Annotated in this window: 14 protein-coding genes; 7 read left to right on the plus strand and 7 right to left on the minus strand. The window is 73.5% G+C overall.

Annotation, left to right across the window (positions count from 1 at the left end; genetic code table 11):
• Window positions 1-109 precede the first annotated feature (109 nt).
• Window positions 110-472, minus strand: coding sequence for a YciI family protein (locus ACFV6I_RS00110; protein ID WP_380423056.1), 363 nt, complete (start codon window positions 470-472; stop codon window positions 110-112).
• A gap of 223 nt (window positions 473-695) precedes the next feature.
• On the opposite strand from ACFV6I_RS00110, the gene ACFV6I_RS00115 reads away from it, so the two are divergent.
• The 4 genes from ACFV6I_RS00115 to ACFV6I_RS00130 all read left to right on the plus strand — a co-directional run bounded on the left by ACFV6I_RS00115 (window position 696) and on the right by ACFV6I_RS00130 (window position 2,756).
• Window positions 696-986, plus strand: coding sequence for a hypothetical protein (locus tag ACFV6I_RS00115; RefSeq protein ID WP_380423057.1), 291 nt, complete (start codon window positions 696-698; stop codon window positions 984-986).
• Window positions 987-1,225: 239 nt separating this feature from the next.
• Window positions 1,226-1,603 (plus strand): hypothetical protein, encoded by a 378-nt coding sequence (locus ACFV6I_RS00120; protein WP_380423058.1) that lies wholly within the window; start codon window positions 1,226-1,228, stop codon window positions 1,601-1,603.
• Between the two features lie 245 nt (window positions 1,604-1,848).
• Complete coding sequence (locus ACFV6I_RS00125; protein ID WP_380423059.1) at window positions 1,849-2,355, plus strand: transposase; 507 nt, start codon at window positions 1,849-1,851, stop codon at window positions 2,353-2,355.
• A 92-nt stretch (window positions 2,356-2,447) separates the two neighbouring features.
• On the plus strand, window positions 2,448-2,756 hold the full coding sequence (locus ACFV6I_RS00130) for a hypothetical protein (RefSeq protein WP_380423060.1): 309 nt from the start codon (window positions 2,448-2,450) through the stop codon (window positions 2,754-2,756).
• A gap of 275 nt (window positions 2,757-3,031) precedes the next feature.
• Here ACFV6I_RS00130 and ACFV6I_RS00135 read toward each other — a convergent pair whose 3' ends face one another.
• The 6 genes from ACFV6I_RS00135 to ACFV6I_RS00160 all read right to left on the minus strand — a co-directional run bounded on the left by ACFV6I_RS00135 (window position 3,032) and on the right by ACFV6I_RS00160 (window position 9,188).
• Window positions 3,032-3,379 carry a hypothetical protein gene (locus ACFV6I_RS00135; RefSeq protein WP_063352104.1) on the minus strand — a complete coding sequence of 116 codons (348 nt, stop codon included), beginning with the start codon at window positions 3,377-3,379 and terminating at the stop codon, window positions 3,032-3,034.
• Window positions 3,380-3,658: 279 nt separating this feature from the next.
• Entirely contained in the window at window positions 3,659-4,681 is a 1,023-nt protein-coding gene (locus tag ACFV6I_RS00140) for an ABC transporter ATP-binding protein (protein WP_380423061.1), read from the minus strand.
• A complete protein-coding gene (locus ACFV6I_RS00145; protein WP_380423062.1) occupies window positions 4,678-5,799 on the minus strand; it encodes an ABC transporter ATP-binding protein in 1,122 nt (373 codons plus the stop codon). The genes ACFV6I_RS00140 and ACFV6I_RS00145 overlap by 4 nt, the downstream gene beginning before the upstream one ends.
• Window positions 5,796-6,683 carry an ABC transporter permease gene (locus ACFV6I_RS00150; protein ID WP_380423063.1) on the minus strand — a complete coding sequence of 296 codons (888 nt, stop codon included), beginning with the start codon at window positions 6,681-6,683 and terminating at the stop codon, window positions 5,796-5,798. The genes ACFV6I_RS00145 and ACFV6I_RS00150 overlap by 4 nt, the downstream gene beginning before the upstream one ends.
• Window positions 6,670-7,638 (minus strand): ABC transporter permease, encoded by a 969-nt coding sequence (locus ACFV6I_RS00155; protein ID WP_380423064.1) that lies wholly within the window; start codon window positions 7,636-7,638, stop codon window positions 6,670-6,672. The genes ACFV6I_RS00150 and ACFV6I_RS00155 overlap by 14 nt, the downstream gene beginning before the upstream one ends.
• Complete coding sequence (locus ACFV6I_RS00160; protein ID WP_380423065.1) at window positions 7,635-9,188, minus strand: ABC transporter substrate-binding protein; 1,554 nt, start codon at window positions 9,186-9,188, stop codon at window positions 7,635-7,637. Before ACFV6I_RS00160 ends, ACFV6I_RS00155 begins: the two co-directional genes overlap by 4 nt.
• Window positions 9,189-9,434: 246 nt before the next feature.
• Here ACFV6I_RS00160 and ACFV6I_RS00165 point away from each other — a divergent pair, with 246 nt between their 5' ends.
• From ACFV6I_RS00165 to ACFV6I_RS00175, 3 genes are all read left to right on the plus strand, one after another.
• The gene (locus tag ACFV6I_RS00165) at window positions 9,435-10,037 is read left to right on the plus strand and encodes a TetR family transcriptional regulator (RefSeq protein ID WP_063352100.1); all 603 of its coding nucleotides are present in this window, start codon (window positions 9,435-9,437) and stop codon (window positions 10,035-10,037) included.
• Window positions 10,038-10,206: 169 nt separating this feature from the next.
• Window positions 10,207-11,058 carry a tyrosine-protein phosphatase gene (locus ACFV6I_RS00170; protein ID WP_380423066.1) on the plus strand — a complete coding sequence of 284 codons (852 nt, stop codon included), beginning with the start codon at window positions 10,207-10,209 and terminating at the stop codon, window positions 11,056-11,058.
• Window positions 11,052-12,827: a glycoside hydrolase family 3 protein gene (locus ACFV6I_RS00175; RefSeq protein ID WP_380423067.1), complete on the plus strand. Its 1,776-nt coding sequence runs from the start codon at window positions 11,052-11,054 to the stop codon at window positions 12,825-12,827. Before ACFV6I_RS00170 ends, ACFV6I_RS00175 begins: the two co-directional genes overlap by 7 nt.
• The last annotated feature ends 138 nt before the right edge of the window (window positions 12,828-12,965 follow it).

Raw genomic sequence — 12,965 nt, forward strand, 5'->3', positions numbered from 1 at the left:
GCGCGCGGGCCCGCCTCCGCGCCCCGCCCCGCGGGCCGGCGCGCCCCCGCGGCGCCCCCCCGCGGCCCCGCCCCGCCCCGCCCCCCCCCCCCCACGCCGGGCCTCTCGGTCACAGGTCCGTCGCGGCGTCGTGCAGCACCGGCCACAGCTCGACCGGCTCGATGTCCGCGAAGGGCATGTCGGCGGCGATCTCCTGCGCGCGCTCCAGGGACTCGCAGTCCAGCATGTAGAAGCTGGCGATGTACTCCTTGGTCTCCAGGTACGGCCCGTCGGTGACCGCCGGGACGCCGTCCTTTCGGCGCACCAGCTGCGCGTTGGCCGCGTCCGCCAGGCCGTAGGCGCCCAGCAGTTCACCGCTGTCGCGGTACTTCTTGTTGAACGCGTCCTGCTTGGCGATCGCCTCGGGCCAGGCATCGGCCGGGAAGGAGTCCCACTTGGCCTGGTTGCCGTAGATCATCGCAACGTACTTCATCAGGTGTCCCCTTGTGTCCCGCGCGCCCACTCGGCGCGCTTGCACCCCTCAGTCGGAGCCGGGCACAGGTCCTCGACATCCGGCACGAAACAATTCCGTCGGCTGTTCTTCCGAACCGTGGTGGCGGGCTGAACCGCCCGAACGGGACAAACGATCAACCTACCCGGCGCCCTCCGCCCAGGGACAGCCACCCGCATCGGTGCACGTTCGCGCGTACCCGACTGTGCAGATTGACCCGTACGCCGGCTACTGGGGCAACTACCACGCCGGGATCGTTGCCGGGCTATCTGGTGATACCTCCATCGCGCGGCATCGCCTCGACCAGGTCCTGGCCGAGGATGCCTTCGCGCCTTGGACGGTCCAAGCTCAGGACTGCGCCCGGCAACTCCACGGACTGGCAGGAGACTCCGAAGCCTTCCGGGACTGGGCGACGGCAGCCACCACCTCCTGCAGGCAGCGACTCAAGCTCCAGACGTGGGAGGCAGCAGCGATCAGCGGCAGCTACTGGAGCTGACTCGCGCGCCGAAGCTGCCGCGCTCGGTGAGAATCCCACCGCTTGCCGGGCTCGACCAGTGCCCCGTGTCCATCGATCCGGTCCCTGTCTCAGGTGATCCGGTCCGATTCGTCCGTCATCTCGGATGATCCGGTCTGGGCCGGCCGCGCCTGTTCCCGAGGCAGAGCCTGGTCGCCTCGCTGGATCCGTCGCGGCGCCCCGGACAACGGCCTGGGATCGGCCAGGGCGAGACTGCTCTCATGAGAGTCAGATGCCTGCAGATCATCCACCCCGCGGCCGACGTTCCGGTCGCGGAGTTCGACGGGATCCGGGTGGGCGGTGTCTACCCGGTTGCGGAGATGGTCACATACGACATCGATTGCCAGATTCGCGTGATCGGCCCCGAGGTGCCCGATCCCGGACTGCTCTGGGACCCCGCCCACTTCGAGACAGTGGACACCCGAATACCACCTGGCTGGACCCTGGTCATCGACGGCGGCAGTACCCGCCTCGCGGACGCCCGTTGGCAGCGCCCCGGCTTCTGGGCCGACTACGGCCACGGCGACCCGCGGGCCCGGGCCGACTACGAGCACGTGAAGCGTGAACTCCTCGCCGCCGCCCCACCACCCGAGAACTGACCCCTGCGCCGGGGCGGGGGAGAGCGCGGCGGCGGTCGACCCCGACCATTGGGCCCTGTTGGACGAGGCCTTCGGTGCGCTCAGACGGGCGCTACCGCTGTCGTAGCGCCATCGCTGCCGTAGCGCCGCCGTGGGCCCGAACGCGGACGACGGGTGGCCGACAGGCCGAAGTGGCCTGCGGTCGCCCGCCGTTCAGAAATCCCCGCGACTACTCGACGACGAGCGAGACCGGGATGTTGCCCTGGGTGGGTGTCGCAGGCGCCTTGGCCGGCCCCCCAATAGCCGCTGGCCGGGTTGTTCGACGGAAGGACATTCCACTCCAGGGACGTACCCGGGGAACGGGACATGGCCGCTCCGAGATCCGCCGGATCAAGGTCGCCACTGTCAACAACCTGCTTTTCCCCGGCGCCTGCCAGGCGGTCCAGGTCAAGCGCCGCCGCACCGACCGCAAGACCACCATCGCGACCATCTACGCGGTCACCAGCCTGACCGCCGAACAGGCCACTCCCGCCCAGCTCGCGCAACTGATCCGGAACCACTGGAAGATCGAGGCCCTGCACCACGTCCGCGACACGACCTTCGCCGAGGACGCCTCCCAACTGCGGACCGGGAACGTCCCCCGCGCCATGGCGACCTGGCGCAATCTCGCTGTTGGAGTCCTATGGCTGAGCGGCGTCAGGAACATTGCGGCCGGCCTCCGCCGCAACGCGCGCGACGCACGCCGCCCCCTCGCGCTCCTCGGCCTTGCGTGATCAGCTCGGGGCCAAACCCGGTGACACGCGTGTGCCGTACAGGGAGACTGGCGATACACATATACGAGCAGTCGAAGGCCGAAGGGCAAAGAGTGGCACTGGCGAAGAAAGGGTCCCGCCGCATTGTCGTCGACGGCGTCGAGTACCGCTGGCGAGTGAGCAGGAAACCGTGCTGCGACTACGACGGCATCACCTTGGGTTACATGGTGGAGGACGCGGCCTGTCCCGGAACGACGCTCGTCGTGGAGACCGGTCGGCCGGCCGTGCTCGAACCGAACATGCTGCCGGCTGAGGTCGTCCTGCCGCGCGAAGTCGCCGCAGGTATTCGGGCCGGGCGGTCGAACGGCTGGACGCCCAGCTCCAACGGTTCGCCGTTCAAGCTGCACTTCTCCGCTGTCTGACCGGGACGTACCGAAAGAGGCGCGGCAGCGCGGGTGGGAAACCGGTTTCCCACGGGATCCGAGCGTGGCGGAGCCTGGCCACGTGCTACGACGAGACGCCCGACAACTACATGGTGAGGCTCCAGCCGGGCCGGCCGGCTCGGTCGGCTTGCTCTCGCTGCCGCGGATCGGACGGTGTGGACAGCGGCGTCGTCGCTGTCCAACTGGCCGGTTCTGTGTCCGAGTTGCCCGCGTTTCGGCCGCGGGGGCCGGAGTGGCTGCGTTCGGGTCTGCGGTCAGCTCTCGACCCTGAAGGAGCGCGGGTGGGAGTTGAACCTGACCGAACGGCCGGCCGACACGCTGAACAGCGATCCGCCGGTGCAGTCTTCGCCCCAGTAGAAGCGGACCGTGCTGTCCGTCGCGTTGTTCACGCCTGACAGGGGCCCGTGCGCCTGCCTCGGGACGTCGTAGCAGCCGGGGGCCGGGTCGACGTACGGTACGCCCGGGCCGCTGCCCGACCCGTCGGGGAAGATCACGTTGTAGAACGTCAGAGTGCCCGTGGCAGCCTGGGCGGACGTGGGGACGGCCACGGCCAGCGTCCCCGCGGCGATGAGGGTACCGATCGTCGTGACGAGGCGTCGCATGATGGGACCTCCGGTACACCGGGTCGCCGGGTGCGGCCCGTGATCGCAACCAACGGTAAGGCTGCGTACGCGAATCGTCACCGGCGTGAAGGGGTGCGAACGGGGCGCGAAGGCCTTGTCCCTGACAGGTGACAGCCCGGCAGGGGCGTCGTCCGTCGCTTCCGCCGACGGCGCGCCCTGGACGCGGGCCCGTCCGCGGCGGGAACGGAACGGGACGGAAGGGGCCCCTGGGGCGGGAGTGGGGCTCCCGGCCCGGGGGCCCGTGGTGCGTCCGGCTGGTCAGGACGCTGTGGCGGCGTCGATCAGCGGTCGGTGGCAGGCCACCGCGCGGCCTGGTGCCACCTCCCGCAGCTGCGGCTCCTCGGTGGCGCAGCGGGTGTCGGCCAGGGGGCAGCGGGTGCGGAAGCGGCAGCCGCTGGGCGGGGCGAGGGGGGAGGGCGGGTCGGTGGGGAGGAGGCCGGTGTCGCGCAGCGGGCGGCCGGGTTCGGGGACGGCGGCGAGCAGGGCGGCGGTGTAGGGGTGGGCCGGGGCGGCGAGGACGGCTTCGGTGGGGCCGCGTTCGCAGATGCGGCCGAGTTGGAGCACGGCCACCTCGTCGCTCACCGCGCGGACCACGCCGAGGTCGTGGGAGATGAAGAGGCCGGCCAGTCCGCGTTCCTCGGTGAGCCCGCGCAGCAGGTTGAGCACGGTGGCCTGGGCCGAGACGTCGAGGGCGGAGACCGCCTCGTCGGCGATCAGGACGCGCGGTCCGGCGGCCAGGGCCCGGGCGATGGCGACGCGTTGGGCCTGCCCGCCGGAGAGCTGGTGGGGGCGGCGGTCGCCGAACAGGGCGGGCGGCAGGCCGACGGCCGACAGCTGCTCGGTGACGACCTGCTCGCGGTCGCGGGCCGGGTCGGGATGGGCGTCGAGGGGTTCGGCGACCAGGTCGCGGACCCGGCGGTGCGGGTTGAGGGAGGAGAGCGGGTCCTGGAACACCATCTGGAGGCGGGGCCGGACGGCCCGCAGGGCGCGCGGGGAGAGGGTGGCGAGGTCGGTGCCGTCGAGGGTGACGGTGCCGGTGGTGGGCGGGGGCAGCCGCAGCAGGGCCTTGGCGATGCTGCTCTTGCCGGAGCCGGACTCGCCGACCAGGGCGAGGGTGCGGCGCGGGTGGAGGGCCAGGTCGACGCCGCTGACGGCGTGCAGCGGGCCGGAGCGGGTGCGGTGGACGACGCTGAGGCCGGTGGCCTCCAGGACGGCCGTTCCGGGGGCGGTGGCTTCGGGGGTGACGGCTGCGGGGGCAGCGGCGTCGGGGGCGGTGGTCACGCCGCGGGCTCCAGTTCGTCGGGCGAGGAATCGGGCGAGGAATCGGGGGAAGGCGAGGACGAAGGCGCGTCAGACGGCGCGGTGAGCGGGAAGTGGCAGGCGGCGGTGTGGCCGTCCGCCGCGGTGTGGGTGGGGGGCGCGGTCGTGGTGCAGAGGTCCGTCGCCAGTTCGCAGCGCGGGGCGAAGGGGCAGCCGGGGGTGGGCCGGGTGAGGTCGGGCGGCGAGCCGGGGATCGCGGGCAGGGTGCGGCGCAGCGGGCCGGTGACCCGCGGTACGGAGCGCAGCAGGGCCGCGGTGTAGGGGTGGCGGGGGTGGCGGGTGACGGCCTCGGTGGGGCCGGTCTCCACGATCCGGCCGCCGTACATGACGGCGATCCGGCGGGCCCGCCCGTACAGCAGGCCGATGTCGTGGGTGATCAGCAGGGTGGCGAGGCCGCGGCTGCGCCGGTGCTGGTCGAGCAGGTCGAGGACGGTGCGCTGGACGGTGACGTCGAGGGCGGTGGTGGGTTCGTCGGCGAGCAGCAGGGCGGGTTCGCCGGCCAGGGCGGCGGCGATGCCGACGCGCTGGCGCAGGCCGCCGGAGAGCTCGTGCGGGTGGGCGCGGGCCCGCCGGGCGGGGTCGGGGACGTCGACGGCGGCGAGCAACTCGGTGGCGGTGCGCAGTCGTTCGCGCCGGGAGAGCCGGCGCCGGTTGGTGAGGGACTCGGTGACCTGGTCGGCGATCCGGACCACCGGGTTGAGCGAGGTCATCGGGTCCTGGTGGACCATGGCGATGCCGGTGCCGAGCAGTTCGGCGCGGCGGGTGCGGGAGGCGGCGAGCAGGTCCTCGCCGTTCAGTCGGATCTCGCCGGTGGCGACGGCCCTGGTGGTGCGGGACTCGACGCCGAGGACGGCGCGGGCGAGCACGGACTTGCCGGAGCCGGACTCGCCGACCACGCCGAGGCACTCGCCGGCCGCGATGGTGAGGCTGACGCCGTGCAGGACGTGCAGGGCGCGGCCGTCGGGGGTGTGCAGGACGGTGTCCAGCGAGCGGACGTCGAGCACCGGGACGTCGAGGGCAGGTTCGTCGAGCGCCGGGACGGCAAGGGCAGGGGAGTCGAGGTCGGGGGCGGAGGTCATCCGCGCGCTCCCTTCGGGCCGGCGGGGCCACCCGAACGCAGGTGTTCCCCGAGGTAGTTGAGGGCGAGGACGGTCAGGCAGAGCACGGCCGCGGGCGCCAGCGAGATCCACGGCGCGCTGCCGAGGGCCGTGCGTCCCTCGGCGATGATGCCGCCCCAGGAGGGCTCCGGCGGGCGCAGTCCGAAGCCGAGGAAGCTGAGCGAGCCCTCGGCGACGATGGCGACGGTGGTGGCGGTGAAGGCGAAGGTGAGGGCGGCCGGCACGACGTGCGGGACGATGTCGCGGCGCAGGATGCGCAGCGGGGCGGTGCCGAGCATGCGGGCGGCCTGGACGAAGCCGCGCTCGCTGAGCGAGAGCACGACGGCGCGCACCACCCGGGTGAAGTGCGGGACGGTGAACAGCCCGATCAGCGTGCCGATCACGGTGAGGCTGGGGCCGCGCAGCGAGACCACGATCATCACCAGGATCAGGCTGGGTACGGACATCAGCAGGTCGGTCGCGAAGCCGATCGCCTTGTCGAGCGGGCCGCGGAACCAGCCGGCGGCGAGGCCGAGCGTTCCGCCGCCGAGCAGGCCGACCAGGATGGTGAGGGCGGCGACGGTGAAGGAGGCGCGGGCGCCGGCGACGGTGCGCTGCAGGACGTCCCGTCCGGCGCTGTCGGTGCCCAGCCAGTGGCCGGGGCCGGGGGCGGCGGCGGGGTGGGCGAAGTCGCCGTGCAGCGGGTCGAAGCCGGGCAGCAGGGGCAGCAGCAGGGCGGCGAGGGCGACCACGGCCAGCCAGGCCCCGGCGGCGAGCACGCCGGCGGGGGGCCGACGGCGGGTGGTGCGCGCCGGGGCCGCCTCGGCCGTCTCGGCGGTCACGGCGGTGGTCTCAGCGGTGCTCATGGGCGATCCTCGGGTCGATCGTGCGGTACAGCAGGTCGACCGCGAAGGTGGCCGCGACCACGCCGACGGCGCTGACCACCACCACGGCCTGGACGACGGGGAAGTCCCGGCCGGAGATGGCCCCGGCGGCCAGGCTGCCGACGCCGGGCACCGCGAACAGCGACTCGACCAGCACCGAGCCGCCCAGCGAGGTGCCGATGCCGATGCCGACCAGGGTGACCAGCGGCAGGCTGGACGGCCGCAGGGCGCGGCGCAGCAGCAACCGGGTGGTGCCCATGCCGCGGCTGCGGGCGGCGGCGATGTACGGCTGGTCGAGGGTGTCGAGCAGTTGTCCGCGCAGGGTGCGGGTGAACACGGCGGCCTCGGTGAGGCCGAGGGTGAGGGCGGGCAGCACCAGGTGGCGCAGGTTCTCGGCCGGGTCCTCGGTGAACGGGGTCCAGCCGGTGGCGGGTAGGACGCGGAGTTGGACGGCGGCGATCCAGATGAGCAGCAGGCCGAGGGCGAAGCCGGGGACGGCGAGCCAGCCGAAGGTGCCGGCGGTGGCGATCCGGTCGAAGGTGCCGCCGGGGCGCCAGGCGGAGAGCAGGGCGACGGGCACGGCCAGGGCGAGTGCCACCAGCTGGGCGGCGAGGAAGAGTTCGAGGGTGACGGGGATGCGGTCGGCGAGTTCGGTGGTGACGGCGGCTCCGGTGGACAGCGAGTGGCCGAGGTCGCCGTGCAGCGCGTCGGCGATCCACTGCCAGGTGGCGGCGAACAGGTTGCGGTCCAGGCCGAGCCCGGCCTCGTAGGCGGAGATCTGCTCGGGGGTGGCGGTGGGGCCGAGGGCGGCGACGGCGGGGGAGCCCGGCATCAGGTGGGGCAGGTACAGGGCGGCGACGGTGACCAGCAGCAGCACGGCCGCGGCGCGGCCGAGTCGCCCGCCGTGGCGCAGCGCGGTGCGGGTGCGGGGGGTCATCGCTTCACCCACAGGGGGGCGGGGGAGACGTTGAGGACGGTGCGCTTGGACAGGTCGGGCAGTCCGCCGACCTTGGCGGAGCCGAGGAATCCGACGGTGTTCTCGGTGAGGAAGGCCATCGGCACCTCGCTGACGACCCGCCGGGCGGCCTGCTGGTAGGCGGCCGCACGCTTGGCGGTGTCGGTCGAGGCGCGGCCCTCGGCGATCGTCTTCGAGGTCTCCGGGTCGGACCAACTCATGAAGTTGTACGGCGAGTTGGGCAGGTAGAGGCTGGTGAGCGCGGTGTCGGTGTCGCCGAACATGCTGGTGGGGAAGTCGATCACCTGGAACTTGCGCTGGAGCATCGCGGTGCCCAGGCCCGTGGCGTCGAGCGGCTTGATGGTCACCTTGATCCCGGCCTCGCCGAGCATCTGCTGGATCACGGTGGCGCGCTGCTGGCCCTCGGGGCGGCTGTCGACGAGGTAGTCGAAGGCGAGGTCGGGGTGGCCGGACTCGGCGAGCAGCGCCCGGGCCTTGGCCGCGTCGTGGGCCGGGTACCCGGGGGCGGTGCGGTACGGGGAGCGGGAGCCGATCGGGCCGTCCGAGACGGCGCCCTGGTCGAGGGAGACGACCTTCTCCAGGGCCTCGCGGTCGATCGCATACTGCACGGCCCGGCGGACCCGCACGTCGTCGAAGGGCGCCGACGTGGTGTTGAAGACGATGGTGGTGGTGCCGCCGGGCCCGGTGGCGCTGCGCAGCCCGTCGGCGGCGGCCTGCTTGAGCTGGCCGGGCGTCTCGGTCCAGATCAGGTCGGTGTCGCCGGAGCGCAGCGACTGGTAGCGGCTGTCGGTGTCGGTGAGCACCCGGTAGACGAGCTTGTCGGCGTGGCCCTTGGCGCCCCAGTACGCGGGGTTGCGGGTGAGGGTGACGGAAACTCCGGGCTGCACGCTCTCCACGGTGTACGGGCCGGAGCCGACGGCGGGGGAGTCGCCGGCCGGGGCCTCGGAGACGTAGCCGAGGGAGCGGGTGAACAGGTTGGGGAAGGCGGCGTCGGGCGCCTTGAGGGTGAAGGTGAGGGTGGTCGGGCCGGAGACGGTGGTGGCGCCGATGGTGGCTGCGTCGATGGCGCAGGCGCATTTGCTCTCCGGCTTGGCGAGCCGGGTGACGTGGTCGGCGACGGCCTGGGCGTCCAGCGGCTTGCCGTCGCTGAACTTCACGCCCTCGTGCAGGTCGAGGGTCCAGACCGTGGCGTCCGCGTTGGGGGTGAAGGACTTGGCGAGGTAGGGCTGGACGGCGCCGTTGTCGCCGTTGACCATCAGCGGGTCGTACAGGGCGTTGGCGAGGACCATCATCGGCATCGAGGTCAGGGTGCCGTCGGCCGGGTCGAGCTTGGCGAACGGCCGGTCCAGGCCGATCTTGAGCGTGCCGCCGTCCACGGCCGGCCCGTCGTTCGCCGCGCCGGTGTTTCCGGCGCCGGCGCCGGAGAGCGCGTCGTCGGAGGCGGAGCAGGCGGTGAGGGTGAGCGCGGCCGTGCAGGCCGCCGCTACCAGGAGGTGGGTGTGCCGCTTCATGGTTCCTCGGTTCGGGGGAGGGGGGAGGGGAGCGGGGGCGGCCTGGGGGAGTGCGGCCGCCGACGCCCCACACCATTCCGGAAGTGGCAGTACTGCCAAAAGGCAGTTGTGCAAATTTCAGATGACGAGACCCGGAAGAGTCGGCACTCGCCTTGAGCGAGCACGGTCGGACGTGATTCGGTACTGACAGCCGCCCCCTCGGCGGCCCCATCCACACTCAACTCACCGAGAGGAAACGGAAGAACCATGCAGGGGACGGACACCGCGGCGGAGCAGGGCATGCGCGACCGCAAGAAGGCGCGCACCCGCGACAGCATCCGCACCGCGGCACTCGACCTCTTCGAGGAGCAGGGCTTCGAGCGCACCACCGTGGACCAGATCTGCCGCCGCGCCGACATCGCCCACCGCACGTTCTTCCGCTACTACCCGGCCAAGGAGGCGCTGCTGTTCGGCTGGGACTTCGGCCAGGCCATCCTCGACGCATTCGCCGCCGCCCCCGCCGAACTCCCGCTCTGGGCCGCGCTCGACCACGCGCTGACCGCTACCGGCGGCCGGCTCGAAGAGCCCGTCGAGCACACCGAGCGCCGCCGCCGGCTGCGCCGGAGCCTGATCGAGGTGCAGGGTTCCGTGCACAACTACGCCGTGGTCGTGATCGACGGCTTCACCGAACGCACCGTCACCATCGCGGCCGAGCGGCTCGGCGTCGACCCGGCCACCGACCTGCGTCCGACCGCGCTCGGCGCGCAGTTCGGCGGCATGGTGCGCCACCACGTCCTGATCGCGTCCGAGACCGGCACGGTGGCCGAATGGCGCCAGGCCTACCGGGACGTGCTCGACACCGCCGGCTGACCCGAGCCGACAGCCCCGCACCTCTACACCCCGTCACCGCGACACCCCTGGGCGATGCCGCCGGCCGTCCGGACGGCACCGCACGCCCTTTTCCGCCCCCCTCCCCCCCCTTCGCGCGGCCCGCCGCGTACCTTCACCACCTGCTTCGCACTTCCTGAAAGGCCCCCGCATGTCCCTGGTCAACTTCCGCGACCCCGCAGCGCTCGCCGACCCCGCGAGCCGGTGGATCCGCCCCGGCACCCTGTTCCGCTCCGCCCAGCCCTTCCCCGCCGCCGACGAGGCCGTCGTCGCCCAGCTGCGCGAGCACGGCATCACCACCGTCGTCGACCTGCGGGGCGAGTCCGAGAGCCGCCCCGAGGACTGGGCCGCCGCCGAGGCCGCCGGCATCGCCGTCGTCCCCGCCCGGATCGAGCCGACCAACGACGAGCTGGCGCAGGCCATGCGGGCCATGACCACCGCGGAGGACCTCGGCGCCTTCTACCTGCTGATGGCCGAGTCCGCGCCGCAGGGGCTGGCCGCCGCCGTCGAGGCCGCCGTCCGCCCGGGCGGCGTGCTGGTGCACTGCGCGGCCGGCAAGGACCGCACCGGGCTGCTCACCGCGCTGCTGCTGGAGCTGCTCGGGGTGCCCGCCGAGGAGATCGTCGCCGACTACGCCCGCACCAACGAGGCGATCGAGCAGATCTGGGCCGGCCTCGCCGACCGCAACCGCGCCGCCCTCAACGAGGTCGAGGCCGGCCGGATGGTCGTCCCCGCCCCGCTGCTGGAGGCTCCCGCCGGGGCGATGAGCACCTTCCTCGACCTGGTCCGCGCCAAGCACGGCGGTGCCGAGGGCTTCCTGACCGCCTGCGGGGTCACCGCCGAGACCCTGGACGCCTTCCGCGCCAAGGCCGCCGCCCGTACCGCTGCCCGTACCGCTGCCCGTACCGCTGCCCGTACCGAGGCCGGTACCGCTGCCCGCACCGAGGCCGGTACCGCCGCCCGTACCGCCGCGTCGAACACCGCCGAGGTGACGGCATGCTGACCCTGCTGCGGCACACCGACGGCACGCCCTTCCGCGACCTCAACCACAACGGCACCATGGAGCCCTACGAGGACCCGCGGCTGCCCGTCGAGGAGCGGGTCGAGGACCTCCTCACCCGGATGACCTTGCAGGAGAAGGCCGCGCTGATGCTGCACGGCCGGATGCTCCCCGGCGACCAGGGCCCGTTCCCCTCCGGCGCCCGCCTGATCACCGAGCGCGGCCTCACCCACTTCGCCATGATGGCCGTCCCCGACCCGCGCGCGATGGCCGAGTGGAACAACCACGTCCAGGACCTCGCTGCGGCCGGCCGGCTGGGCATCCCCGTCACCCTCTCCTCCGACCCCCGGCACGGCTTCACCGCCAACCCGGCCACCGCCCACACCGGCGGCGGCTTCAGCACCGGCCCCGAGCCGATCGGCCTCGCCGCCACCGACGACCCCGACCTGGTGCGCCGCTACGCCGACCTGATCCGCCGCGAGCTGTGCGCCGTCGGCATCCGGGTCGCCATCCACCCGATGGCCGACCTCGCCACCGAGCCCCGCTGGGCCCGGATCAGCGGCACCTTCGGGGAGGACCCGGAGCGCGCCTCGCGGATGATCACCGCCTACATCGAGGGCCTCCAGGGCGGGCCGATCGGCCCGGACAGCGTCGCCTGCATGACCAAGCACTTCCCCGGCGGCGGCCCGCAGGCCGGCGGCGAGGACTCGCACTTCGCCGCCGGACGCCGACTGGTCTACCCCGGTGGCGAGTTCGAGACCCACCTGCGCCCCTTCGAGGCGGCCTTCGCCGCGGGCACCGCGCAGATCATGCCCGCCTACGCGATCCCCTCCGGCAGCGGCCTCGCCGAGGTCGGCGCCAACTTCAACCGGGACGTCATCACCGGCCTGCTGCGCGGTCGCTACGGCTTCGACGGCGTGGTCTGCACCGACTTCAACGCCATCACCGGCATGGACGTCCCCGGAGTGGTCACGCTGCCCCCGCGGCACTGGGGCGTCGAGGAGCTGTCCGTCGCCGAGCAGGTCGTGCTCACCCTGGACGCGGGCGCCGACCAGCTCGGCGGCGAGACGGACCCGGAGCTGATCCTGGCCGCCGTCCGCTCCGGCGCGGTCACCGAGGCCCGGCTCGACGAGTCGGTCCGCCGCATCCTGCGCGACAAGTTCCGCCTCGGCCTCTTCGCCGACCCGTACGTCGACCCGGAGGCCGCCGCCGACCTGGTCGGCGCCCCGGAGGGCCGGGCGCTCGGCCGAGAGGTCCAGCGCCGTTCGGTGGTCCACCTGGCCGGCGGGCCGCGCACCGCCACCCGGCTGTACGTCGAGGGCATCGACCCCGCCGTCGCCGCCGGGTACGGCACCCTCGTCGAGGACCCGGAGCAGGCAGAGCTGGCCGTGATCCGCCTTGCCACCCCGTACGAGCGGCGCGAAGGGATGCTGGAGCAGCACTTCCACAGCGGCTCGCTGGAGTTCGAGCCGGCCGAGGTCGACCGCCTCACCGCGCTGGCCGCCGCCGTGCCCACGGTGTTCGCCGCCCAGCTGGAGCGGCCCGCCGTGCTCACCCCGCTCGCCCCGCACGCGGCGCTGCTGATCGGCGAGTTCGGCGCCGCGGACGAGGTCGTGCTGGACGCCGCGCTCGGCCGGGCCCCGATGACCGCGACGCTCCCGTTCGACCTCCCCCGCTCGGACGCCGCCGTCGCCGCCTGCCGCGAGGACGTGCCCTTCGACACCCGCGCCCCGCTCTTCCGGCACGGGCACCGGGCCACCGGGGAGATCTGAGGCACCCTGGCCGGGGCCGGGGGGGGGGGGCCGCCCTGTGGGCGTGGGGGCGGTTCCCGCCCCTCGGTCCGCCGCGGTGGGCCCGCCGCGGCGCGCTCCCCGGCAGGCCGGTCGCCGACGTCCGCGGTGCGCAGCGGC

This window comes from Kitasatospora sp. NPDC059803, assembly GCF_042732255.1.
Taxonomy (GTDB): Bacteria; Actinomycetota; Actinomycetes; order Streptomycetales; family Streptomycetaceae; genus Kitasatospora.